The sequence below is a fragment of the Streptomyces sp. NPDC102467 genome, from assembly GCF_044765445.1.
Classification (GTDB): Bacteria; Actinomycetota; Actinomycetes; order Streptomycetales; family Streptomycetaceae; genus Streptomyces.
In genome coordinates, this window is the sequence record NZ_JBIWKA010000012.1 from 236,572 (window position 1) to 258,735 (window position 22,164).

24 protein-coding genes are annotated in these 22,164 nt (G+C 70.6%); 13 read left to right on the top strand and 11 right to left on the bottom strand.

From position 1 onward, the window contains the following. From ACIREE_RS25990 to ACIREE_RS26010, 5 genes are all read left to right on the top strand, one after another. Nucleotides 1–750, top strand: a complete 750-nt coding sequence (locus ACIREE_RS25990; protein ID WP_404156701.1) for an alpha/beta fold hydrolase — start codon at nt 1–3, stop codon at nt 748–750. After that, complete coding sequence (locus tag ACIREE_RS25995; protein WP_404156704.1) at nt 743–2,281, top strand: aldehyde dehydrogenase; 1,539 nt, start codon at nt 743–745, stop codon at nt 2,279–2,281. Before ACIREE_RS25990 ends, ACIREE_RS25995 begins: the two co-directional genes overlap by 8 nt. Nucleotide 2,282: 1 nt before the next feature. After that, nucleotides 2,283–2,498 carry a 4-oxalocrotonate tautomerase family protein gene (locus ACIREE_RS26000; RefSeq protein ID WP_404156707.1) on the top strand — a complete coding sequence of 72 codons (216 nt, stop codon included), beginning with the start codon at nt 2,283–2,285 and terminating at the stop codon, nt 2,496–2,498. Further along, entirely contained in the window at nt 2,495–3,538 is a 1,044-nt protein-coding gene (locus ACIREE_RS26005; protein ID WP_404156710.1) for an LLM class flavin-dependent oxidoreductase, read from the top strand. The genes ACIREE_RS26000 and ACIREE_RS26005 overlap by 4 nt, the downstream gene beginning before the upstream one ends. A gap of 120 nt (nt 3,539–3,658) precedes the next feature. Further along, a complete protein-coding gene (locus tag ACIREE_RS26010; RefSeq protein ID WP_404156713.1) occupies nt 3,659–4,360 on the top strand; it encodes a GntR family transcriptional regulator in 702 nt (233 codons plus the stop codon). A gap of 6 nt (nt 4,361–4,366) precedes the next feature. Here the strand turns inward: ACIREE_RS26010 and ACIREE_RS26015 are convergent, their stop codons facing one another. After that, nucleotides 4,367–5,725 carry a glycosyltransferase family 39 protein gene (locus ACIREE_RS26015; protein WP_404156716.1) on the bottom strand — a complete coding sequence of 453 codons (1,359 nt, stop codon included), beginning with the start codon at nt 5,723–5,725 and terminating at the stop codon, nt 4,367–4,369. Nucleotides 5,726–5,838: 113 nt separating this feature from the next. Between ACIREE_RS26015 and ACIREE_RS26020 the strand changes: the two genes are divergently transcribed. Beyond that, nucleotides 5,839–7,089, top strand: coding sequence for a molybdopterin-dependent oxidoreductase (locus ACIREE_RS26020; protein ID WP_404156718.1), 1,251 nt, complete (start codon nt 5,839–5,841; stop codon nt 7,087–7,089). Between the two features lie 343 nt (nt 7,090–7,432). On the opposite strand, the gene ACIREE_RS26025 is transcribed toward ACIREE_RS26020, so the two are convergent. Genes ACIREE_RS26025 through ACIREE_RS26035 form a run of 3 tightly spaced genes read right to left on the bottom strand, consistent with a single transcriptional unit; the run spans nt 7,433 to nt 9,605 of the window. Beyond that, a complete protein-coding gene (locus ACIREE_RS26025) occupies nt 7,433–8,209 on the bottom strand; it encodes a class I SAM-dependent methyltransferase (protein WP_404156721.1) in 777 nt (258 codons plus the stop codon). Then, nucleotides 8,206–8,835: a DUF2064 domain-containing protein gene (locus ACIREE_RS26030; RefSeq protein ID WP_404156940.1), complete on the bottom strand. Its 630-nt coding sequence runs from the start codon at nt 8,833–8,835 to the stop codon at nt 8,206–8,208. Before ACIREE_RS26030 ends, ACIREE_RS26025 begins: the two co-directional genes overlap by 4 nt. 20 nt (nt 8,836–8,855) lie before the next feature. After that, the gene (locus ACIREE_RS26035) at nt 8,856–9,605 is read right to left on the bottom strand and encodes a glycosyltransferase family 2 protein (RefSeq protein WP_404156723.1); all 750 of its coding nucleotides are present in this window, start codon (nt 9,603–9,605) and stop codon (nt 8,856–8,858) included. A gap of 114 nt (nt 9,606–9,719) precedes the next feature. On the opposite strand from ACIREE_RS26035, the gene ACIREE_RS26040 reads away from it, so the two are divergent. Next, on the top strand, nt 9,720–10,460 hold the full coding sequence (locus ACIREE_RS26040; protein WP_404156726.1) for a response regulator transcription factor: 741 nt from the start codon (nt 9,720–9,722) through the stop codon (nt 10,458–10,460). A 117-nt stretch (nt 10,461–10,577) separates the two neighbouring features. After that, nucleotides 10,578–11,687 (top strand): sensor histidine kinase, encoded by a 1,110-nt coding sequence (locus ACIREE_RS26045; protein WP_404156729.1) that lies wholly within the window; start codon nt 10,578–10,580, stop codon nt 11,685–11,687. A gap of 41 nt (nt 11,688–11,728) precedes the next feature. Here the strand turns inward: ACIREE_RS26045 and ACIREE_RS26050 are convergent, their stop codons facing one another. Then, a complete protein-coding gene (locus ACIREE_RS26050; RefSeq protein WP_404156732.1) occupies nt 11,729–12,718 on the bottom strand; it encodes an NAD-dependent epimerase/dehydratase family protein in 990 nt (329 codons plus the stop codon). A 129-nt stretch (nt 12,719–12,847) separates the two neighbouring features. Continuing rightward, nucleotides 12,848–13,759 carry an alpha/beta fold hydrolase gene (locus tag ACIREE_RS26055; protein ID WP_404156735.1) on the bottom strand — a complete coding sequence of 304 codons (912 nt, stop codon included), beginning with the start codon at nt 13,757–13,759 and terminating at the stop codon, nt 12,848–12,850. Nucleotides 13,760–13,923: 164 nt separating this feature from the next. Here ACIREE_RS26055 and ACIREE_RS26060 point away from each other — a divergent pair, with 164 nt between their 5' ends. Continuing rightward, a complete protein-coding gene (locus tag ACIREE_RS26060; protein ID WP_404156738.1) occupies nt 13,924–14,547 on the top strand; it encodes a TetR/AcrR family transcriptional regulator in 624 nt (207 codons plus the stop codon). Nucleotides 14,548–14,609: 62 nt separating this feature from the next. On the opposite strand, the gene ACIREE_RS26065 is transcribed toward ACIREE_RS26060, so the two are convergent. Beyond that, nucleotides 14,610–15,668, bottom strand: a complete 1,059-nt coding sequence (locus tag ACIREE_RS26065; RefSeq protein WP_404156740.1) for a VWA domain-containing protein — start codon at nt 15,666–15,668, stop codon at nt 14,610–14,612. Nucleotides 15,669–15,856: 188 nt separating this feature from the next. On the opposite strand from ACIREE_RS26065, the gene ACIREE_RS26070 reads away from it, so the two are divergent. Next, nucleotides 15,857–16,132 (top strand): DUF3253 domain-containing protein, encoded by a 276-nt coding sequence (locus ACIREE_RS26070; protein WP_404156743.1) that lies wholly within the window; start codon nt 15,857–15,859, stop codon nt 16,130–16,132. Nucleotides 16,133–16,170: 38 nt separating this feature from the next. On the opposite strand, the gene ACIREE_RS26075 is transcribed toward ACIREE_RS26070, so the two are convergent. The 3 genes from ACIREE_RS26075 to ACIREE_RS26085 all read right to left on the bottom strand — a co-directional run bounded on the left by ACIREE_RS26075 (nt 16,171) and on the right by ACIREE_RS26085 (nt 18,509). Continuing rightward, the gene (locus tag ACIREE_RS26075; RefSeq protein WP_404156746.1) at nt 16,171–16,848 is read right to left on the bottom strand and encodes a DUF5701 family protein; all 678 of its coding nucleotides are present in this window, start codon (nt 16,846–16,848) and stop codon (nt 16,171–16,173) included. Between the two features lie 143 nt (nt 16,849–16,991). Next, nucleotides 16,992–17,651 carry a DUF4232 domain-containing protein gene (locus ACIREE_RS26080; protein WP_404156749.1) on the bottom strand — a complete coding sequence of 220 codons (660 nt, stop codon included), beginning with the start codon at nt 17,649–17,651 and terminating at the stop codon, nt 16,992–16,994. A 216-nt stretch (nt 17,652–17,867) separates the two neighbouring features. After that, complete coding sequence (locus ACIREE_RS26085) at nt 17,868–18,509, bottom strand: TetR/AcrR family transcriptional regulator (RefSeq protein ID WP_404156752.1); 642 nt, start codon at nt 18,507–18,509, stop codon at nt 17,868–17,870. 145 nt (nt 18,510–18,654) lie between these two features. On the opposite strand from ACIREE_RS26085, the gene ACIREE_RS26090 reads away from it, so the two are divergent. From ACIREE_RS26090 to ACIREE_RS26100, 3 genes are all read left to right on the top strand, one after another. Further along, nucleotides 18,655–19,284, top strand: coding sequence for an MSMEG_1061 family FMN-dependent PPOX-type flavoprotein (locus tag ACIREE_RS26090; RefSeq protein WP_404156755.1), 630 nt, complete (start codon nt 18,655–18,657; stop codon nt 19,282–19,284). A gap of 73 nt (nt 19,285–19,357) precedes the next feature. Beyond that, nucleotides 19,358–20,266, top strand: coding sequence for a PDR/VanB family oxidoreductase (locus tag ACIREE_RS26095; RefSeq protein ID WP_404156758.1), 909 nt, complete (start codon nt 19,358–19,360; stop codon nt 20,264–20,266). A 17-nt stretch (nt 20,267–20,283) separates the two neighbouring features. Beyond that, nucleotides 20,284–21,087: a siderophore-interacting protein gene (locus ACIREE_RS26100; RefSeq protein WP_404156761.1), complete on the top strand. Its 804-nt coding sequence runs from the start codon at nt 20,284–20,286 to the stop codon at nt 21,085–21,087. 53 nt (nt 21,088–21,140) lie between these two features. On the opposite strand, the gene ACIREE_RS26105 is transcribed toward ACIREE_RS26100, so the two are convergent. Next, on the bottom strand, nt 21,141–22,124 hold the full coding sequence (locus ACIREE_RS26105) for an aliphatic sulfonate ABC transporter substrate-binding protein (RefSeq protein ID WP_404156764.1): 984 nt from the start codon (nt 22,122–22,124) through the stop codon (nt 21,141–21,143). Nucleotides 22,125–22,164 lie beyond the last annotated feature (40 nt).

Consider the following 22,164-nt stretch of genomic DNA (forward strand, 5'->3'; position numbering starts at 1 on the left):
ATGGGCAAGCCGACCCTGGTCCTGCTGCACGGTGTCGGGCTCGATCACACCATGTGGGAGCCCGTCAGCGCGCTGCTCACCGACCGCTTCACCGTCATCGCCCCGGACCTGCCGGGACATGGAACGCGGCCACCCGTGGACGACCGGGTGACCCTTGCCGAGCTGGCGGACGAAGTAGCCGCGGACATCCCGGCAGGCTCGCACGTCGTCGGCTTCTCGCTGGGGGCGCTGGTCGCTCAGCAACTCGCCCTGCACCGGCCGGAGTCGACCGCGACGCTGACCTCGGTCAGCGCGGTCTGCCGACGGACGTCCGACGAACAGGCCGCCGTCCAGGCCCGGTTGCGGACCGCGGAAGCCGACTTCGCGGCCAGTACGGCCGCGTCCCTGGAACGCTGGTACACGGGCACCGCCGTTCCGTCCGGCATCGTCGAGCGGACCGAAGCGACCCTGCGCGCCAACGATGTCGGCTCCTTCCTCGCCTGCTACCGGGTGTTCGCCACGGCGGACGCCGAACTCGCGCCGCGCCTGCCCGAGATCACGGTCCCTTCGCTGGCCGTGACGGGAGGAGACGATCCCGGTTCCACTCCGGACATGACGCACCGACTGGCCGACGCGCTGCCCGACTGCCGGGCCGTGGTCGTCCCCGGAGCGCGACACATGCTGCCCGTCGAGCGGCCCGAAGCGCTCGTCGAGGCTCTCACCACGTTCATCGGGTCCACCGGCCTCATCGGAGAGAGTGCACATGCCTGACCCCACCGGCCACGCCGATTCCATCGGCCCTGCCCCTGTCGACCCCGCCGGCCGCACCACCTGGCACCACTTCATCGGCGGAACCTGGGTCGAGCCCGCGGCGGGGGAGTACTTCGAGAGTACGGACCCGGCCACCCGCCGCACCCTGTACAGGGCAGCCCGGGGCACCGCGGCGGACGTCGACCGGGCCGTCGCGTCCGCGCAGGCCGCTTTCGAGGACCCGGGCTGGCGCGACCTGAGCCAGACCCGGCGCGGACACCTGCTGCGCCGCCTCGGCGACCTGATCGCCGAGCACGCCGACGAACTCGCCCTGATGGAGGCGCGGGACAACGGCAAGCTGCTGCGCGAGATGCGCGGCCAACTGGCCTCCGTGCCCGAGTACTTCCACTACTACGCCGGCCTGGCGGACAAGATCCACGGTTCCACCATCCCCACGTCGGACCGGCGGGTGCTGAACTACACGGCGCGCGAACCGCTCGGCGTCGTCGGCGCGATCACTCCGTGGAACTCCCCGCTGACGCTGACCACCAGCAAGCTGGCGCCCGCGCTCTGCGCCGGCAACACCGTGGTGATCAAACCCTCCGAACACACCTCGGCCACCGGGCTCCGGCTCGCCGAACTCGCGCTGGAGGCAGGGTTCCCGCCGGGCACGGTCAACGTGGTCACCGGATTCGGCGCGGAGGCAGGACAGGCCCTGGTCGACCACCCCGGCCTGGCGAAGATCTCGTTCACCGGGTCCACCGCCACCGGCTCACGCATCGCGGCGGCCACCGCCAGCCGCTTCATCGGCTCGACTCTCGAACTGGGCGGCAAGTCACCCCAGATCGTCTTCGAGGACGCGGACGTCGCCAACGCCGCCATGGGCGTCATCGCCGGTGTCTTCGCGGCCGCGGGACAGACCTGCATCGCGGGCAGCCGGGTGTTCGCCCACCGCTCGGTCTACGACGAACTGCTCGAGCGGGTCTGCGAACGCGCCAAGAGCATCCGCGTCGGCGACCCGCTGGACGACGCCACCGAACTCGGCCCCCTGGCCTTCGAGAGCCAGCGGGACAAGGTGGCCGCCTACGTCGAACTCGGCCGGAGCGAGGGCGCCCGGATCCTCACCGGCGGCGCCCCCACCGACGGCGGCCTCGGCGGCTGGTTCTACGAACCCACCGTCCTGGTCGACGTCGACAACACCATGCGCGTCGTCCGCGAGGAGATCTTCGGACCCGTCGTGGCGATCATGCCCTTCGACACGGAGGAGGAGGTCGTGCGCCTCGCCAACGACACCGAATACGGCCTGGCGGCAGGCGTGTGGACGACCAACCTCTCCCGCGCGCACCGCGTGGCCGCCCGCCTCGACGCCGGCACCGTCTGGGTCAACACCTACCGGGCCATGTCGCCGATGTCGCCACGCCAGGGCTTCAAGAACAGTGGCGTCGGCGTGGAGCACGGCACGGAGGCGGTCAAGGAGTACACCCGCCTCAAGAGCGTCTGGATCAACACGAGCGAGGAGCCGCTGGCCGACCCGTTCACGATGCGCGGCTGACATGCCACAGGTCACGATCACGATCGCCGAGGGACGCACGCCGCGACAGCTCCGTACCTTGCTGCACGAGGTCCACGAAGCCGTACTGCGCTCCGTCGACACCCGGCCCGAGTACATACGCGTCGTCGTCCACGAAGTCCCCCGCACGCACTGGGCCACCGGAGACATCACGCTCTCCGAGATGCGGCCCGCCCCCGTAGAAGAGGAGCCGTCATGAGGTTTTCGCTGTTCGTGCACATGGAGCGCTGGGACGAGGAGAGCAGCCACCGGCAGCTCTTCGAGAACCTCTCCGAACTCGCCCTCATGGCCGAGGCCGGTGGTTTCAGCACGGTGTGGGTGGGCGAACACCACGCGATGGAGTACACCATCGCGCCCAGCCCCATGCCGATCCTGGCCCACCTGGCCGCGAAGACGACGACCATCCGGCTCGGCGCGGGGACGATCATCGCCCCCTTCTGGCACCCGATCCGGGCGGCGGGTGAGACGGCGCTGCTCGATGTCATCAGCAACGGACGCATGGAGGTGGGCGTCGCCCGCGGCGCCTACCAGATCGAGTTCGACCGCCTCACCGACGGACTCAAAGCTTCGGACGGCGGCAAGCACCTGCGTGAACTCGTGCCTGCCATAAGGGCGTTGTGGAAGGGCGACTACGCCCACGACGGTGAGATCTGGCAGTTCCCCACGTCCACCAGTGTGCCCAAGCCGGTGCAGCAGCCCACTCCGCCGATGTGGATCGCCGCCCGCGACCCCGCCTCCCACGACTTCGCTGTCTCGCAGGGTTGCAACGTGATGGTCACTCCGCTCATGAAGGGTGACGAGGAGGTCGCCGCGCTGAAGGACAAGTTCGACACGGCCGTGGCAAACCACCCCGAGGTGGCACGACCCGAGCTGATGGTGCTGCGCCACACGCACGTGCACGCGCCGGAGGAGCCGGACGGCTGGCGCCCCGCGGCCGAAGCCATCAACCGCTTCTACCGCACCTTCGACGCCTGGTTCGGCAACAAGGAGACGCCCGCCAACGGGTTCCTGGAGCCGAGCCCGCAGGAGAAGTTCGAGGAGCGCCCCGAGTTCACCCCCGAGTCCCTCCACCGGACAGCCATGATCGGCACACCGGCCGAGGTCGTCGAACGCCTGCGTGCGTACGAGGAGCTGGGCGTCGACGAGTACAGCTTCTGGATCGACAACAGCCTCTCGCACGAAGAGAAGAGGGCCTCGCTGGAACTGTTCATCAAGGAGGTCGTGCCGGCTTTCCAGTGAGGCGCCGCGGGTCCCCGAGCGGACCTGCCCAACCGGGGCCTTGCATGGCAGAACAATCTCCGAGCAGAGCCTCAGCTGGAATGTTGACGTCGGCATCCCACGTCACTACCGTCTTGTGCCATGCAAGAACCCACGGGGCGAGGAAGCAAGCGACTGCCGAAGGCCAGTATGCAGGCCCAGGTAGCCGGTGAACTGCGCCAGATGATCATCGGCGGGGAGCTCCCGCCCCGCTCCAGCCTCTCCGAGATGGCGCTCTCGGAGACCTTCGGGGTGAGCCGCACCCCCATCCGCGAAGCCCTCAAGCAGCTGCAGACCGAGGGACTCGTCGAGATCCGCCCGCGCGTCGGCACGTTCGTCGCCGTCCCTTCCCACCGGGATGTCGCCGAGCTCTTCCAGATGAAGGAACTGCTGGAAGGCGCCGCCGCCCGCCTGCTGGCGCTCCGTGGCCGCGTGCCCGAGACGGAGCGCCTGCAGGCCGTCATGGCCGAGGCCGACGAGGCGACCCGGGCGGGCGACGCGGAGCGCTACGGCCACGTCGTGCACGAGTTCCACGAACTGATCGTCATGGGCGCCGACAACGGCAAGCTCGTAGCGCACTACCGCACCCTCATGAACCAGCTGGCCTATGCCCGCCTCGTGCGCACCGCGCTCGCCCAGCCGGGCCGTCTCAGCGAATCGGACCACGAACACCATCAGGTCCTCGACCTCATCCTCGCCAAGGACGGCAACGGCGCCGAACGCATGATGCGCGAACACGTCCGCCGCAGCCACCAGGCTCTGCTCGCCGCCTGGGACGCGGAGGAGGACCCCGTAGCGGAGTAGAGGCGTTCACCACCCCGTGAGCAGGAGATGGTTGAGGGCCAGTGCCAGTACCGCCTGGGCGGTGAGCCAGGCGCGGGGGCGGGGGAGGAGCGCTCCGGACGCCAGGAGCCAGACGGCGAAGGGCAGCCAGATGCGTTCCGTCTCCGCCTTGCTCATGCCGGAGAGGTCGGCGAGCAGGAGGGCCGCCAGGGCGGACGCGACGAGCAGGGCCAGCCGCGTGCGCGGCGCGGAGAGCTGAGGCCGCGGCAGGAGGTGTGCGCCTGCCCGGCGCAGACCCGCCACGGTCGCCGGTCCCACGATCAGGACCGTACAGGCGAGGTTGGCCCACACCCAGTAGCCGTAGGGGCGGATACCACCCGCGCCCTGGTAGTAGCGGGTGGTCAACAGCCGGTACGCCTCCCACCAGTTGAACCCGGCGAGGGTGAACAGGGTCGGGACGACAGCGAGCCCGGCGAGCAGGAGCAGAGCCAGGGCCACCGGGCGTTGCCGGACCCGGCGCCGCCCGAGGAGAAGCACGGCCGCCCCGACGACGGCGAAGAGCGTGAGCCCGTACGAGAGATAGCAGGCCAGGCCGAACAGCAGCCCCGCGCCGGCCGCCCACACCACGCGGCGCCCGGTCACCGCGAGCGCGAGCAGGGCCACGGCCCAGGCGGCGACGGCCGCGAAGTAGGCGTCGGCCGACGCGCCCATCCACACCGCGGCCGGTGCCAGGACCAGGAACGGCGCCGCCTGCCGCGCCACCTCCTGTGAGGCCAGCGCCCGTACGGTGACCAGCACGGCCACGGACGCGGTCGCGCCGATCGCGATGCACCACAGGCCGGCCCATCCGCCGCCCCCGAGGCCGATCCGGTCGAGCAGAACGAAGGTGAGCGGGGCCGCCGGCGGATGCCCCGCGGTGTGGGCGGGCCAGTGGTCGGGTGAGTCGATGAGAATGTGCCGGGTGTAGTCCCGCAGTGTGGCCGGGATGTCGTGGAAGCGGTCGATGACCTGTAGGTACTCGTACTTGGTGGTGAGGCGGACGGCGATGCCCCGCTGCCAGCCGTCGATGAGCGCGAGGCAGAGGATCCAGGCGGTCGCCGTCGCCCAGGACGCGGCGAGCAGGGTGCGCCAGCGCAACGCGGCCGCGAGCGGGGGACCGTACGCCACGGTCGCCGCCCCCACCGCGAGCGCCGCCGGGGTGCCCGGTCCGACATGGGGCAGCCAGTTGGCGTACAGCGGCGGCCAGCCGACGTGGAGCGTGTGCCGGGTGTGCTCGATGTGCCGGCCGATCAGTGCGGCCGCCACCACGAGGAGGGCGGCCGCCGCGACGGCGTACAGGTCCCGGCGGCTGCCGCCGGTCCTGGCGGAGGGCTTGGTGCGGATCACACCGGAACGCTAGGCCCGGAACGGGCCCCGACCGGGCTGCCCGGGCCGGACGTCAGTGTTTCGTCATGGGTCGCGCCCCCGGTTCGGGGGTCCTCCCGTCCTACGGTCACACCATGCGTGACATCCCCCGCCTCCCCACCTCTCCCGGTTTCTGGCGCAGCCCGCTGCGCGGCCCCGGGTTCACCTCCGTCCTCGGTCTCGTCCTGCTCATCGGCGTCACCGCGCTGTTCGTGACGGGACTGATCTCGTACGCCGCGTACAACCCGGACCTGGCGCCGGTGAACGACAAGACCCCCGACAAGGGGCTCCTCGGCTTCTACCTCTTCGCCTGGCCCACGCACCCGCACTGGCTCTACCGGTTGACCCAGGGCGTCCACGTCACCCTCGGCATCACACTGATCCCCGTGCTGCTCGCCAAGCTGTGGTCGGTGGTGCCGAGGCTGTTCGAGCTGCCGCCGGTCCGCTCGCTCACCCATGCGCTGGAACGGCTCTCGCTGCTCCTCCTGGTCGGCGGCGGCCTGTTCGAGTTCGCGACGGGCGTCCTCAACGTCCAGCTCGACTATCTCTTCCCCGGCTCGTTCTACCGGCTGCACTTCTACGGTGCCTGGGTCTTCATCGCCGCGTTCGTCGCCCACGCGGTGCTCAAGATGCCGACCGCGGTGCGCAATGTGCGGCGCATGCGTCAGGGCGGCGAGGAGGCGGGGGAGCGGGGTGGGCTGACGGCCGTGCGGCCGGACCCGCCGTCCGTCTCACGGCGCGGGGCGCTGTGGTTCGTCGGGGGTGGCTCGCTGCTGCTGTTCGGCACGACGGCCGGGCGCGGCTTCGACGGACCGCTGCGCCGTACGGCCCTGCTCGCCCCGCACGGCGGCGCCGAACCCGGCACAGGACCGAACGGCTTCCAGATCAACAAGACCGCCGCCTACGCGGGCATCCACCCGGCGGAGACCGGCGAGGGCGCCTGGCGTCTGGTCGTCACCGGACGCGGCGGAACGGTCCGCCTCAGCCGCCCGGAACTTCATCAACTCGCCGTGCACAGCGCGGCCTTGCCCATCGCCTGCGTAGAAGGCTGGTCGACGTCCGACCAGACGTGGCGCGGCGTCAGGCTGCGGGACCTCGCGGCGCTGGTCGGCCACGGCGACGAGGCGCCGGATGTGTTCGTCGAGTCCCTCCAGCGCCACGGCGCGTTCCGCCACGCCGCGCTGCGCGCCAACCAGGTCGCCGATCCGCGATCCCTGCTGGCCCTCTTCGTCAACGGCGCGGAGCTCTCCCCCGACCACGGCTACCCGGCGCGGATCATCGTGCCCGCCGCGCCCGGTGTGCTGAACACCAAATGGGTGGCCCGGCTGACGTTCGGAAGGCTGTGACCTTGAACGACACAAGTAAGCCGATGAGGGTACTCCGTCGGCTCCCGCTCGGCAGCCCGCTCCAACTCCTCATGTTGGCCTGCTCGTTCGCTCTCGCCGCCTACGCGGGTGTACGGCTGCTCGACGGCGACCGGCTCGGCGTGGCGCTGTGGATCGTCGGGGCGGCGCTGCTGCACGACCTGGTCCTCCTGCCGCTCTACTCGGTCGCGGACCGGGCGCTGCTCAGGGCGGCCGGGGCAGTGGGACAGCGGCAGCGGGCCGGATACGTGCGCGTCCCGGCCGCGCTGTCCCTGCTGCTCCTGCTGGTCTGGTTCCCGCTGATCAGCGGGGCGCAGGACGCCCGCTACAAGTCGGCCACCGGTCTGTCCGCGGACGGATTCCTGTCCCGCTGGCTGCTGGTCACCGCGGTGCTCTTCGGTGGTTCGGCGCTGGTGCTGGCATCGTCTGCGCTGCGGGTGCGCAGCGCGGCGAAGCGGCGCCCGCCCGACGACCATTGAGCGACGGGGCGCAGCCCCGCCCGTTCCGCGTACCGCAGCAGGGCCTCGGTGCCCAACCGCGCCCACGGGAACGGGCGGCCGCCGACATGGACGTCGGTGACGCCGACGACCTGTACCTCGGTACGTTCGTCGACGTCCATCGGCGCGGTCTCGGCGACCAACAGGCCGCCAGGCGTGAGTAGTTGGCCGACGCGCGTCAGCAGGGCGTGCGGCTCGCCGCCGATACCGACGTTGCCGTCCATGAGCAGGACGCTGTCCCAGCGCCCTTCGCCGGGCAGGGGATCGAAGACGGAGCGGCGCAGCGCCGGGCCGCCGTGGCGCTCGGTCCGGTCGACGGCGGCCTCGCTGACGTCGACGCCGAGGACCGTGCGACCGCGCGCGGCGAGCTCCGCCACCAGGCGCCCCGGCCCGCACCCCACGTCGAGGACGGCACCCTCGCAGCGGTCGAGGACCGCGCGGTCGACCGCGTCGGCCCGCGCGCACCATCGCTCCACCTCCAAGGGCAGCAGCCAGCCGTCGGCGCGGCGCAGGAACAACGGGCCCCGGCCGGCGCGCAGGGCCACGGCGTACGGGTCGGCGGCCGCCCACGGCGCGGTGGCCGGGGGCGCGGGTGGCGCGCTCATCGGCGTACCACCGCCGCACACCGTGCCAGGCGTGCGGCGAACCGGCTGTCGGGCGCCAGCGCCGAGACGGCCTGCGCGTCGTCCGCGGTGTCGACGTCACGCAGTGTCGGCAGGTCCCGCACCCGCAGCCCGGCGGCGACGAGCCGCGCACGGAGCACGGCGCCCGTCACCGACGTCGACATCGGAACGCCGCGCAGCAGGCCGGGGTCGGGCGCGGCCAGGCCCAGCGCCCAGAACCCGCCGTCGAGCGCGGGGCCGAACCAGGCGTCACCCTCGGCGAAGTCCACGGTCAGCAGCGCGGGCGTCACCTGCGGGGTGTCCATACCGATGAGCAGCGCGGGTCCCGCGCACCCGGCGAACGCGTCCGCGAGCCGCTCGTCGAGGCCGCCCGCGCACTGCGGGACGACCTCGAAGCCGGACGGCAGCCACGGCCCGGGCACCCCGTCGAGAACGAGGACGCGGCGCGCCGCCGGGGCGGCGGCCACCGCGTGCAGGGTGTCCGCGAGCGACGCCTCGGCCAGTGCTGCCGCGTCCTCGGGCGTGAACGGCGGGGTGAGCCGCGTCTTCACCCTCCCCGGCAGCGGCTCCTTGGCGATGACGAGCAGGGTGACCCCAGGGTCCTTCACAGGAATCGGCACAGGAATCGTCACAGGGGCCGTCCTCCCCGAACGGGCGTCTGCTGTACGGGAGTTGGCCCGGCGGGCGGTGTGTCGGCAAAGGGCGGCTCGGCCAGTACGCGGCGCATGTCCCGCACCGCGTGCCAGGTGCCACGCCAGGTCCCCGTCACCTTCGAGGCGCCGGTACGCGGCAGGTACGGCACGTCGTGCTCGGTGACCCGCCAGCCGGCGTCGGCCGCCCGCACCACCATCTGCAACGGGTAGCCGCTGCGCCGGTCGGTGAGGTCCAGCGCGAGCAGTGCCTCACGGCGCGCGGCGCGCAGCGGCCCGAGGTCGTGCAGAGCGAGGCCGGTCCTGCGGCGCAGCATCCGGGCCAGTACACGGTTGCCGACTCGCGCATGGGCGGGCCAGACGTCCCGGCGCACCGGACGGCGCCGCCCGAGCACCAGATCGGCTTCGGCGGCGCGCAGTTCCCGGACGAAGGGGACCAGGAGCGAGGGGTCGAGCGAGGCGTCGCAGTCGCAGAAGCAGACGATGTCGGCGCGGGCCGCCACCAGTCCGGCATGGCATGCGGCGCCGAACCCGCGCCGCGGCTCGTGCACCACATCGGCGCCGAGGCGGCGGGCGAGCTCGGCCGAGCCGTCGGTGGATCCGTTGTCGACGACGAGCGCGCGCCAGCCGGGAGGAATACGTTCGAGCACCCAGGGGAGGGCCTCGGCCTCGTTCAGGCAGGGCAGGACCACGTCGACTGCTTGGGATGGGGTTGTCACGGCTTTCACCCTACGAGCACGAATCGGGCATGTTGGACTTTGGTTCCTTACGAAACACGGACGTCCGCGCGTACGCGGGCCGCCGGCCCCGCGTCCCCGGCATCGGGGTGTCAGGGTGGAGGAATGCAGCAGTCATACGAGCCCACGGCGGCGCAGGCCCCCGGCGGGGCCGCCCGGGTCCTGGTCGTCGACGACGACCCGACCGTCGCCGAAGTCGTCACGGGCTACCTGGAGCGGGCCGGCCACATCGTCGACCGTGCGGGTGACGGCCCCACGGCCCTCGCGCGTGCCGCCGCGCACCGCCCGGACCTGGTGGTGCTCGACCTGATGCTGCCCGGCATGGACGGCCTGGAGGTCTGCCGCCGGATACGTTCCCGGGGCCCGGTCCCGGTGATCATGCTCACCGCCCGCGGCGACGAGGAGGACCGCGTCCTCGGCCTGGAGGTCGGAGCCGACGACTATGTCACCAAACCCTTCAGCCCGCGCGAACTGGTCCTGCGCGTGGAGTCGGTACTGCGCCGCGCCCGCCCCGGCACCGACCGCCACCCGGTGCGCGCCGGTGGCCTCACCGTCGACCCCGCCGCCCGCCGGGCCACCCGCGACGGCGCCGAACTCGCGCTCACCTTGCGGGAGTTCGACCTCCTCGCCTTCTTCCTCAGGCATCCGGGGCGGGTGTACAGCCGGGAGGACCTGATGCGCGAGGTGTGGGGCTGGGAGTTCGGCGACCTCTCGACCGTCACGGTCCACATCCGCCGGCTGCGCGGCAAGGTGGAGGACGACCCGGCGCGTCCGCGCCTGATCCAGACGGTCTGGGGTGTCGGCTACCGCTTCGAACCGGTGGAGCCGGAAGCGCGGCACCCCTGACGGGACAGCCGCACGAGCCAGGGCAATCGTAGAACCCACGGGTCATCCGGAAGCATCAAGGCAACCGTAGAACCCGCGAATCATCCGGAACGACGAAGAACGCAGGGACGACCGACCGTGCACGCCAACCTCCTCATCGCCCTCTACGCCTTCGCGGGCGCCGCCGCCACCGGCCTCGCCGGAGCCGTGGCGCTGCGCCTGCTGCGCCGCCGCTCGCTCACCGCGTCGCTCGCCGTCGTCTCCGCGGTCGGCGTGGTCGCGATGCTGGCCGGCACCCTCGCCGTGGCCTGGGCGATGTTCCTGTCCCCGCACGACCTGACCGTGGTGACGACGGTCGTCGCGATGGCGGCCGTCGTCTCCCTCGCCACGGCGCTGGTCCTGGGCCGTCGGGTCGTCGCCCGCAGCCGTGAACTCGCCGTGGCCGCCCGCTCGTTCGGCGACGGCGGCGACTACACCGGTCCGCACACCCCGGCCACCGCGGAACTGGAGGCGGTGAGCCGGGAGCTGGCCGCGACCAGCGCCAAGCTGGCCGCCTCCCGGACCCGGGAACGAGCCCTGGAGACGTCCCGGCGCGAGCTCGTCGCCTGGATCTCGCATGATCTGCGTACCCCCCTCGCCGGACTGCGCGCCATGGCGGAGGCGCTGGAGGACGGGGTCGCCACCGACCCCGGCCGTTACCTCGCACAGATGCGCACCGAGGTCGAGCGGCTCAACGGCATGGTCGGCGACCTGTTCGAACTCTCCCGCATCCACGCCGGCGCCCTGCCCCTCAACCCGGCCCGCGTCTCCCTGTACGACCTGGTGGGCGACGCCCTCGCCGGGGCGGACGCGCTCGCCCGGGAACACGGGGTACGACTCGTCGGTGACCACGTCGAGCCGGTGCCCGTCGATGTGGACGGCAAGGAGATGAGCCGGGTCTTCGGCAACCTGCTCGTCAACGCGATCCGCCGCACCCCCGCGGACGGGACGGTCGCCGTCGCCGCCGGGCGGTCCGCCGACGGTGTCGTCGTGTCCGTCACGGACGGCTGTGGCGGCATCCCCGAGGAGGACCTGCCCCGCGTCTTCGACACCGGGTGGCGCGGCACTCACGCGCGTACGCCCCCGGCCGGCGCGGGGCTCGGCCTCGCCATCGTGCGCGGCATCGTCGAGGCGCACCAGGGCCGGGCCACGGTCTGCAACATTCCGGGCGGCTGCCGCTTCGAGGTGACGCTGCCGGCGGCCCCGTGACTTCTGCCCGCGGCAGCCCCGTACCGCTGTTTCCGCCGGCCTCACACCTCCTGCGCGAACTCCCGCATCCCGTCCTCGAAGCCGATCTCGGGCCGCCACCCGAGCCGGGCCCGCAGCCGCGCCGAGTCCGCGGTGATGTGCCGGACGTCCCCCAGCCGGTACTCGCCGGTGACCACCGGGTCCGGCCCACCGCACGCCCTGGCGAGCGCCCGCGCCAACTCCCCGACGGTGTGCGGCTCTCCGCTGCCCGTGTTGTACGCGGCCAGTGTGCCCGCGTCCGTATCGGCCTCCAGTGCGACCACATTGGCCGCCGCCACATCTCGTACGTGGACGAAGTCCCGCCGCTGCCGCCCGTCTTCGAAGACACGCGGGGCCTCGCCGCGGGCCAGCGCCGACCGGAAGAACGAGGCGACGCCCGCGTAGGGGGTGTCGCGGGGCATCCGTGGCCCGTAGACGTTGTGGTAGCGCAACGACACCCCCGTGCCGCCCGTGCTGCGCGCCCATGCCGCGGCGAGATGTTCCTGGGCGAGTTTGGTCGCGGCGTACACGTTGCGCGGGTCGGCCGGCGCGTCCTCCCCGACCAGGCCCGGCTCCAACTCCTCGCCGCACAACGGGCAGGACGGCTCGAACCGTCCCGCGTCCAGATCGCCGACGGCCCGCGGCCCCGGCCGCACCACTGCGTGCCGCCGGCACGCGTAGCGCCCCTCGCCGTAGACGACCATCGACCCGGCCAGCACCAACCGCACCACCCCCGCCTCGGCCATGGCCGACAGCAGCACGGCCGTCCCCAGATCGTTGCGGGAGACATACTCCGCCGCGTCGGCGACTCCGTTGCCGAGACCGACCATGGCCGCCTGGTGACAGACGGCGTCGACCCCGTCCAGAGCCCGCGCGACCGCTACTGGATCCCGTACGTCCGAGGCCGGGTCGTCCCGCACGTCGAACACCACGCTTTCGTGCCCGCGCGCCGTGAGCGCCTCGACGACATGGGACCCGATGAACCCGGCACCGCCGGTGACCAGTACACGCATGCCGCCACGCTAGATCCGCGACGGTCGCGAAGCGTCGGATGGGGCCTGCGCGTCACGGATCCGTAAGCATCGGTGAGCACGCATCCGTACGCAGAAGCCGGCGCAGCCGCTCGACCGTTCTGGCGCGCGTCAGTCGGCGGAGGCGATGAAGTTCAGCATCCTGCGGTTGACTTCCTCCGCGTGATCGATCTGCGGCCCGTGACCGGTGTCGGAGATGATCTCGGCCCGTGCGCAGGGGATCAGGCGTGGCACACGTTCCGCCTGCCGGTGCGGGTGCACGAGAAGGCTTCGTTTGCCGAGCACCAGATAGAGCGGAGTCCGGACAGTGGCCAGTTCCTCTTCGGTCAGGGGGAGCGGTGCGGGACGGCGGATGCGGTAGGCGGCAACTGCCGTTCGGATCATGGTGCGTAGCTCCGGCACGGTGAGGACCGGCTGTTCCAGCCAGGCTGCCAGCCGCGGGCGGAGTGCCTTGGGCGCGAAGGTGGCGAAGAGGCCGGCGAAGATCCAGAGGAAGAAGCGCAAGCCCACTTTCTCGAGGCCGCCGGGGTCGAGCAGCGTGACCGAGGCGAGACGGTCGGGCTTGCGGTGCGCCTGGTTCAGGGCGAGCCATCCGCCATAGGAACTCCCCACGAGGTGTACGCGGTCGAGACCGAGTCCGGCGAGCGTCGCATCCAGCCATTCCGCCGCGCGTGCGGGATCGTGGATCGGCTCGCGCTGCACGCTGCGTCCGGGATCGCCCGGGGTGTCGATCGCGTAGACCGGGCGATCCGCGCTGAGGGCAGGGGTGTTCGGATACCACATGGCGGAGCAGGAGCCCGCTCCGTGCACCAGGACGATGGGGGTGCGGGCCGGGGCATCGTCGAGGGCGGGGCCGTAGCGGTAGACATGCGTGGTGCCGAAGGGGGTCTCCACGTCCTCTTCCGCGCGTGCGGGCGCGCCCAGGGCGTACACCGCGTCGCACGCCTCGAAGTAGCGCTCCCGCCTGGCATCGCTCACGTAGCGGCCGACATCGGGCTGAGTGCGGGCGAGGGTCGTGGGCATGGCCACCTCCGGGATCGCGGTTTCGTGATACGAACGTACCATGACGTTGGTACGGCTGTACCATCAAGAAATCCAACGGGATCACAGCAGGTCACAGCAGGTCACAGCAGGCTGCAACGAGTCGCAGCAGTTCACAGCACGATCGACGAGCGGAGAACCGGCCGATGCCCAAGCGCGTGGACCACGCAGAACGGCGCACCGAGATCGCCGAAGCGCTCGTCCGGGTCGCCGGACGGCGCGGGCTCCATGCGGTGGGGATGCGCGACGTGGCAGCGGAGGCCGGTGTGTCGCTACGGCTCGTGCAGTACTACTTCCAGACCAAGGAGAAGCTGCTGCTCTTCGGGCTCGAGCATCTGACGGCAAGGTTCGGAGAGCGCGTCTCCGCCCGCGTCCTGGCCGCCGGGAGCAACCAGGGTCCGCGCGCGGTGATCGAGGCGCTGCTGATGGCGGCGCTGCCGACGGATGACGAGAGTCGCGTCTTCCACCACCTCTACACCGCGTACGCCGTTCTGGCCGTGACGGACCGGGAGCTCGCCGCCCAGCCCTTCATCAAGGACCCCGATGCCGCCGAGGCCGCCCTGACGGGACTCCTCCGACAGGCCCAAGAAGCAGCGCTGCTGGAACCCGGTGTGGACGCGCCGCTGGAGGCAATCGGGCTGCTCGCCATGTCCGCGGGGCTCGGCACGAGCGTCCTCGTCGGCCAGCGCGGCCCGGAGTCGGCAGCCGCGGTCCTGAACCACCAGCTGAACCGGATCTTCCTGGATCCGGGGCGCACCGGACCGCAATGACCGGTGCGCCCGTCGTCGAGACGCCAGGACAATCTCAGAGCAGAGCAGAGCAGTCAGTGCATTCAGAGCATGATGAGCAGACGTGTCTGTGGCTTGAGCTTCCTGTTCACCGATCGGCTCTGCACATAGACCTCAAGCTTGGGATTGTTCCCCGCCTTGACCGAGACGGTCCCCTGAATTCCCGTACCGAACAGAAGGCTGCGCGCCGCGTCGCCCGTGTAGGCGCGGTCGGTGTCCTTCTCGACCACGACGACTTCCTTGTTCGCCTGGACCTGGGCCCGGGCGCCGAGCTGGTAATAGCAGGCACCGCGTTCGTATGTCACGCCCGGATGTGAATTGACGAAGGGGCGGATCTCGATCTCCTTGTCGACTTTCAGGAGCCGGTACTTGTCGGCGGGAATCGGTTCGAGGTTCGCCCGCACCTCGTCGACCGATATGTCCTGACCGACGGCGAAGAGGTTCTTCGTGCCGCGCACCCCCTGCTCACGACCCCGAAGGAAGCTGGTGGCGGCGGCGCGCACGGTGCCGATCGCTTCCTCGACGCCCTGTTGGGAGTCCGCGTCCCAGATGGCGATGTTCCCCGCGGGGAAGCCGTAGTTCTGGGCGGTGCGCTTGGCCAGCGAGTTCGGCACCAGGATCGCTGAAGTCCAGTGGCCAGGAAGGCCGCCCATCTTCGTGGCGATCCGGTCGAGCCAGGGGCCGAGTATGGACATGTCGCCGTTGTGCCGTCGGTCGCCCCCCGAGGCGTTCTCCTCGCCGTCCGTCACGACGATCTGGAGGAAGCTGTGCTCGCCGTATTCCTCCCATATATGTCCCAGGTCCTCCAGGGACTTCAGAGAAGCCTCGATGAGGGCCGTGGCGCCATTGTTGACCTGGTACAGGCCCTGCATGGACGGAAGGTGTTTCACGTCCATGTCCCACACCAGGTTTTCCACCCTGTGGTCGAAGGAGTAGAGGCTGATCCGGGTCTCATGTCCGAGGCTGTCCGATTCGGCCTTCAAACCGGACACGAACTCGTCCACGACGCGGATGAGTTGATTCTGGTGCGGACGCATGGAACCCGAACAGTCGACTACCAGCGCGACGTGATTCACCTTGTGCTGGATCCTGTTTGCAGACATGCTTCTGCTCCCCCTCCGATTGCTCCCCGAGTGATGTTTTCACTCTATGGGGAGCCACTGACAAGGGCCCTTGACGCCTTGTCACCCGCCCCGGCCGGCGGGGCCCGAGTACAGCGACTCGCCGCGGAGCCGTACCTGCGGGAGACCACTGCGAGGCGGTGATCGCCCGACGGTGTGACACTGGAAAGGTGACTCACGACAGCGACCGGCAGACCGATCAGCGCCTGGAGCAGGCCATCGTGGAACTGCTGGAGCGGCGTGCCCCTACGTCGTCGATCTGCCCTTCCGATGCTGCGCGGGCGGTGTACGCGGGCGAGGACGACGGCTGGCGTGCGTTGATGGAACCCGCCCGCCGTGCCGCCCGGCGGCTGGCCACGGCCGGCGAGGTCGAGATCACCCAGGGCGGCCGGCCCGTCACGTCGACCGAGGTCCACGGTCCGATCCGCATTCGCCGAGCCCGCTGACGGGCGGCCGCCACCTCAGTGCAGGAGGCACGTCCTCCTCAGCCTGCGCTCCGGCGGTCCGTCGCCGAGGCGAAGCCCAGCCAGGTGTGCCGGTTGCCCGCCCAGCACCAGCCGACCTTGGGGGCGTTGCGGCGTTCGCGGCCGTCCCGCCCGGTGCCGTTGCTGATCCAGAGCGCCGGGGTGCGGGCGTCCAGCGTGCCGTTGGCCTTGCGCAGCCGGGAGCCGATGGTCATGAAGCAGTGGTTGCGTTCCAGGGCGACGGGCTGCTGTATCACCCAGTGGATGCCCTCGGTGAGCAGCAACGGAGTGCGGGCCCGGGCGGTGAGAGCGGGAAGTGCTTCGTCCGGGCTCCAGTTGGCCATCTGGTCGCCGCGGTCGAGGTCGGTGAGGACGTAGAGCGGCGTGTCGGGGAGCGTGACGGTGTCGAGAGCGGTGAAGTCGTCGACGTCGGGCATGTCGGTGACGACGAAACCCGGTTTGCCGTCGCGGCTGAGCAGCGGGGCCAGCGCAGAGGCAGGTGCCTGATCCGGGTGCACGGCAAGTAGGGCTCTGTCGCCGCCTGTTGAGGCCAGGGCTTCGTCGGCGAAACGACGGACATCCGCGGCTTGCAGCCCCGCGATCTGATGCACCCCCAGCTCGATCAGCCGCTCGGCTTGAGCGCTCAGGGTCGGGAGTACGGGAAGAGCACTGGAGCCGACGGGGTTGGTTTCCGGCACGATGCTCCCAGGGACAGTGGCGTGGACGGGCCCGCAGAGAACGAGACGGGCCGCCGGAAGGTTCCCTGCCGCCGCTTCTGCCGCGGGCACTGCCGCAATCGGTGGTCCCGTCGTCGGCCGTAGCCTGGCGTCCGCCCGCCGGGTTACTTGCCGGAGCCGGTGTGGTAGCCGACGGGGTCGACGAAGACGTCGGGGGAGTTGCCGCTGTCGGGGGAGACGGTGATGCTCACGCCGTTGAGGTTCACGACCTCGGAGACGGTCTCGTTCGGCGGGGTGACGGAGAGGCGGGTGTAGGTCTTGCCGTGGCCGCTGGTGTCGGGGATGTAGTGGAGCAGGAACTGGGTCTCTTCGCCGGACGCGATGGTGGTGGTGGAGCCCTTGGTGTCGGTGCGGGCGGCGTCGGGGCCGGTGTCGCCGAGGCCGTCGGGGCCGATCAGCTGGACGCCGGCGAAGCCGTGCATGCTGCAGGTGTTGGCGCCGTTGTTCTTCATGTTGACGACGATCTCGTTCTTGATGCCCGAGGAGGCGGCGGTGAAGGCGAGGTTGTCGGTCTTGCACACCGAGTCCGTCTTGGTGGTCTGAGTCTGGGTCTCGGAGCTGAGCTTGCTGCCCGCGCCCGAGCCCGAGCCCGAGGTCGACGGCTTGCCGTCGGTGGTGGCGGAGTTGGAGGCGGAGCTGTTCGAGCTGGTGGACGCGCTGGTGTCGGCCGCGGCGCTCGTTCCGTCGCTGCTGCCGCACGCGGTCAGCGAGAGGCCGGCCGCGGCGGCGACGAGGGCGAGTGCGGAGATCTTCTTGACGCGCATCGGTACTCCTGGGGGGAAGTGGGGGGAGTGCTGTCCTCCCGCTCTTTCGGGCTGAGCGGGCGTTGTTGATTCATAGGACACCCATATCCGGGGAGTCGTTGCGACCGGAAGTGGATCAAGACGTCCCTGTGACATACGAGTCGACGGGCCGTGACAGAGGGGCAGAGGAAGCGGACAGCGCGGGCGGACGGCTACGCACCGCGTGACGGCTGAGCGTCAGGCCCCGGGTGTCGCGGCCGCGTCTCCCCGCAGATAGAGGGTGAGCATGGCGACGAGTTCGTCCTCGAACCCCGCGATGTCGACCTGGCCGGGCCCTGCCATCACCCGGTGCACCACCATCTCGACCGTGGAGACGACGAGCCGGGCGGCGATGCCGACGTCCGCGACCCGCACCTCCGGATGGTCCCTGAGCAGCCTGCGGGCGTAGGCGATCCGCTGTCGCTCGCTGTGTGCGATCCGCTCCAGCAACTCCGGTGCGCGGGGCCCCTGTTCCATCATCACGCGGAGCAACTGCGGGTCGACGCGGTGGTTCTCGATCGCGCCTTGTACGTAGAAACGCATGATGCCCTCGATGGACCGCGGAAGCAGTTCGTTCTGGTCCAGTGGGGCGGCGTCCATCCCGGCGTCGAGATGGCGGGTCAGCAGCTCGACCAGGATCGCATCCTTGTTCGGGTAGTACTGATAGAGCGACCCGATCGACACCCGGGCCCGCTCCGCGATCCGGTTGGTGGTCCCCGCCGCATACCCGTACTCGGCGAAAACGTGAGCAGCGGCGTCGACGATGCGCTGCCGTGTCAGCTCGGCCCGGACCTGAAGGGGCTGTTTACGTGGCTGAAGTCCGCGACGGCCGGATGTCATGACACCTCCTGCGGTGGGCCGTGAAAGCGAGTAGCGCACGACCTGAGTAATTGCTCACAATACTGCCATGAGCTGCGGCGATGCGGGCCCGAGTGCCCACGTCCGTGTGCCGACGCTGCCTCGACGCCCACCTGAGGAAGGTGCCATGACGTACGCCCCCACGCGCCCTCGACGGGTCTCCCCCGAAGAGGTGCTCGCCCGGCTCGGGCAGCCCGATGCCACGGTCAGAGCGAAGCTGAAGGACCGTATCGACGACTACTTCCGCTTCTTCATCGCCCACTCGCCGTTCCTGACGATGGCCACGGCGGACGCGGCCGGACGCGCCGACTGCTCGCCCCGCGGCGACTACCCGGGCTTCGTGAAGGTCCTCGACGAGCACACCCTCGCCCTCCCCGACCGCCCCGGCAACAAGATCGCCGACTCCTTCCGCAACCTCGCCGAGAACGACGGTGTCGGGCTGTGCTTCTTCGTCCCCGGACTGCGGGAGGTCCTGCGCGTCAACGGCAGCGGCTACGTCACCGACGAACCCGATGTCCTCGTCCGGATGCGCACCGAGGCCAAGCAGCCGGAGCTGGCGATCGTCGTCGAGGTGGCCGAGGCGTACTTCCACTGCGGGCGGGCGCTGATCCGCTCCCGGCTGTGGGACCCCGCCAGCCAGGCGCTCGCCGAAGGGATGCCCTCGATGGCGGAGATCGCGGCCGCCCAATTCGGTGCCGACATAGACCCGAGCCTGCTCGAACAGGCCCTGGAAGACGGCTACCGAAAGCTCTACTGACCAGGCACCGAGCAAGCGCCGAACAGTCTTGTACCGGCGCTGAACAGGCCTCCGGCCGACAGAGGAAGCACCGATGCAACAGACCGTCGTCGAGCACATCGACCGGGTCGCCGAGGACGTCGTCGCCCTCACCCTGCGCGCCACCGCGGGGGAGTTGGCGCCCTGGGACCCCGGCGCCCACATCGACCTGGCCCTGCCCAACTGGCTGACCCGGCAGTACTCGTTGTGCGGGGACCCCGCCGACCGGGACACCTACCGCGTCGCCGTCCGGTACGACCCGCTCAGCCGGGGCGGCTCGGAGTACGTACACCGGTTCCTGCGTCCGGGCCGCGCCCTCGACGTCTCCCTGCCCCGCAACCACTTCCCGCTCGTCCCCGCACCGCGGTATCTGTTCCTCGCCGGCGGCATCGGGATCACGCCGCTGCTTCCGATGCTGCGCGCGGTGGCGGCCGCCGGCCTTCCCGCGACCCTGCTGTACGCGGGGCCGACGGCGGAGAGCATGCCGTTCGCCGACGAGCTGCGCCGTTCCTACGGGGACCGGGTGCGGATCGTGGAGACAAAAGGTCAGGGCCGGCCGGACCTCGACGCCCTCGCGGCCGCACTGGAGGCCGACACGCTGGTCTACTGCTGCGGTCCCGCGGCCATGCTGGCGGCGGCCGACGCGGCGTTCCCCACCGAGCGGCTGCACTCCGAGCGCTTCCAGCCGGTGGCCCGGACCTTCGGCCCCGACACGGCGTTCGAGGTGGTCTGCGCACGGTCCGGAGGCCCTGTTGCCGTACCGGCCGACGAGTCACTGCTCGACGCGCTTGCCCACGCCGGGCGCCCCATCCCCTCCGGATGTCGCGAAGGTGTCTGCGGCAGCTGTGAAGTCACCGTCCTCGACGGCTCACCCGAGCACCGGGACCACATCGGCGCCCCGGAGGGCCGGATGTACGCCTGCGTGTCCCGGGCACTGTCCCCCCGACTCGTCCTCGATCTCTGAAGGGCACCGCGCACACCATGCTGCCCAAAGTGCAGTCACCCACGTCCCGGCGCATGATCACGCTGAAGGTGCTCCGGACCACCCGAACGACCCGCAACTTCACGACCGTCACCCTCGGCGGCCCCGAACTCGAGCATCTGCTGCCGACCGGCTTCGACCAGACGGTACGGCTCTTCTTCCCCCGCGCAGGCCAGAGCGGCCTGACGATGCCCACCCTCTCCAACGAGGCCTGGATGGCGCAGGTGCTGCTCCTGCCGAAGTCCCGCCGACCCCGGGTGCGCAACTACACCGTCCGCCGGGTCAGGGCCGAACTCGGCGAGCTGGACATCGAGTTCGCCCTGCACGGCGACACTCCGGCCGGCGCCTGGGCCATGGGGGCGAGTCCCGGCGACCCGGCGGGCATCTTCGACATGGGCCTGACCTACCTCCCGCCGCCCGACACGGTGGGGCAGTTGCTTGTCGCGGACGAGAGCGCCGTACCCGCGGTGCTCGCGATCCTTGAGGACGCGCCCGACTCTCTGGTCGCGGAGGTCTTCCTGGAAGTGCCCGAGACGGCTGACATCCGCAAGGACGTCGTCGCCCCCGAGGGCGTACGCGTGCACTGGCTGGCCCGGGACGGCTCCGCCGACCTTCCCGGCCGACTCGCGCTCGACGCGGTCAAGGACGCGGCACTGCCGCAGGGGCGCTCCTACACCTGGATCGCGGGGGAGTCCGGCCTGGCCACCGGGGTGCGCCGCCATCTCGTTCGCGATCGGGGTGTGCCGAAGGCGGACGTCGCGTTCTACGGCTACTGGCGGCATGGCCGCTCCAGTCCCGGCTGATACGGAGCGCCGGCAGCGGGGCGAGGGTCGGTGCCGGCGCTCACGGTATGCCCTTACTTGCTGTAGGCCTCCGAGTAGAGATCACCCGTGTAGTACTTCTCGGGATCGGGGTTGTCGTCGAGCTGCTTGTTGCGGACGAAGAAGTCGCCCAGCTTCTTCAGCCACGTGTCCACCTCGCCGCTCTCGGTCTTGGCAGCCAGGTCCTTGGTGGAGAGGGTCTGCACGTGGGAGGCGTCGGCCTTGGTCTGGGCCTCGGTGACCTCAAGCATCTTGGCGGTGAGCGTGATGGTCTCGTCGGGGTGTTGCTGCCGCCAGTCGTTGGCCTGCTGCAGCACCTTGATGACCTTGCTGTTCTTGCTCTCGGGCACCTTGTTGCCGGCGACGAACGCGGTGGGGAAGGAGTCCCCGGTCTCCTTGGTGCTGGCTATTTCCTCGAGGCCCGGCACCTTCTTCTTGATGGTGTCGATGGCGGGGTAGAAGAAACCGGCACCGTCGATCTTCCCGGAGGAGAAGGCGGAGACGATGGTGGAGGGATCCATGTTGACCTTGGTGATGTCCTTCACCGTCATCCCGGCCTCCTCCAGGGCGATGTTGAGGACCATGTCGCCGGAGGTGCCCTCGGGTACACCGACCCGCTTGCCCTTGAGGTCCTTCATGGACTTGATGCCGGGCTGCCCGATGACCCGGTCGGCGTACGTGAGGGTGTCGATGGCGACGACCTTGGACTTGCCGGATGCGGGCAGCCACATCGCGCCGGGGCCGATGTAGCCGTAGTCGAGGTCACCGGCGCTGAGTGCCTGGATCTGCACGGGGCCGTTGTTGAACGGCTTCACCTGTGCGGTCAGGCCCGCCTTCTTCCACAGCCCCTGCTTCTCGGCGATGGCCAGCAGGCTGGCACCGTTGTAGTCGCCGATGTAGCCGAACCGGACCGTGCTGTCGTCACCGGAAGCGCTGCCGGAGCAGGCGCTGAGGGAGAGCGAGAGCATGAACGCGACGGGCAGCGCCGTGACGGCGTGCCTGATCGTCCTTCTGGGCATGCTGGAGTGTCCTCTCGGGGTGAGAGCCTGTGTCATATCC

Coding starts and splice junctions, on each gene's coding strand:
- ACIREE_RS26065 (WP_404156740.1), bottom strand. CDS start 15,668: ATGTCTGCAAACAGGATCCAGCACAAGGTGAATCACGTCGCGCTGGTA.
- ACIREE_RS26000 (WP_404156707.1), top strand. CDS start 2,283: ATGCCACAGGTCACGATCACGATCGCCGAGGGACGCACGCCGCGACAG.
- ACIREE_RS26105 (WP_404156764.1), bottom strand. CDS start 22,124: ATGCCCAGAAGGACGATCAGGCACGCCGTCACGGCGCTGCCCGTCGCG.
- ACIREE_RS26080 (WP_404156749.1), bottom strand. CDS start 17,651: ATGCGCGTCAAGAAGATCTCCGCACTCGCCCTCGTCGCCGCCGCGGCC.
- ACIREE_RS26005 (WP_404156710.1), top strand. CDS start 2,495: ATGAGGTTTTCGCTGTTCGTGCACATGGAGCGCTGGGACGAGGAGAGC.
- ACIREE_RS25990 (WP_404156701.1), top strand. CDS start 1: ATGGGCAAGCCGACCCTGGTCCTGCTGCACGGTGTCGGGCTCGATCAC.
- ACIREE_RS26040 (WP_404156726.1), top strand. CDS start 9,720: ATGCAGCAGTCATACGAGCCCACGGCGGCGCAGGCCCCCGGCGGGGCC.
- ACIREE_RS25995 (WP_404156704.1), top strand. CDS start 743: ATGCCTGACCCCACCGGCCACGCCGATTCCATCGGCCCTGCCCCTGTC.
- ACIREE_RS26060 (WP_404156738.1), top strand. CDS start 13,924: ATGCCCAAGCGCGTGGACCACGCAGAACGGCGCACCGAGATCGCCGAA.
- ACIREE_RS26025 (WP_404156721.1), bottom strand. CDS start 8,209: ATGAGCGCGCCACCCGCGCCCCCGGCCACCGCGCCGTGGGCGGCCGCC.
- ACIREE_RS26010 (WP_404156713.1), top strand. CDS start 3,659: ATGCAAGAACCCACGGGGCGAGGAAGCAAGCGACTGCCGAAGGCCAGT.
- ACIREE_RS26095 (WP_404156758.1), top strand. CDS start 19,358: ATGCAACAGACCGTCGTCGAGCACATCGACCGGGTCGCCGAGGACGTC.
- ACIREE_RS26100 (WP_404156761.1), top strand. CDS start 20,284: ATGCTGCCCAAAGTGCAGTCACCCACGTCCCGGCGCATGATCACGCTG.
- ACIREE_RS26085 (WP_404156752.1), bottom strand. CDS start 18,509: ATGACATCCGGCCGTCGCGGACTTCAGCCACGTAAACAGCCCCTTCAG.
- ACIREE_RS26020 (WP_404156718.1), top strand. CDS start 5,839: ATGCGTGACATCCCCCGCCTCCCCACCTCTCCCGGTTTCTGGCGCAGC.
- ACIREE_RS26050 (WP_404156732.1), bottom strand. CDS start 12,718: ATGCGTGTACTGGTCACCGGCGGTGCCGGGTTCATCGGGTCCCATGTC.
- ACIREE_RS26090 (WP_404156755.1), top strand. CDS start 18,655: ATGACGTACGCCCCCACGCGCCCTCGACGGGTCTCCCCCGAAGAGGTG.
- ACIREE_RS26055 (WP_404156735.1), bottom strand. CDS start 13,759: ATGCCCACGACCCTCGCCCGCACTCAGCCCGATGTCGGCCGCTACGTG.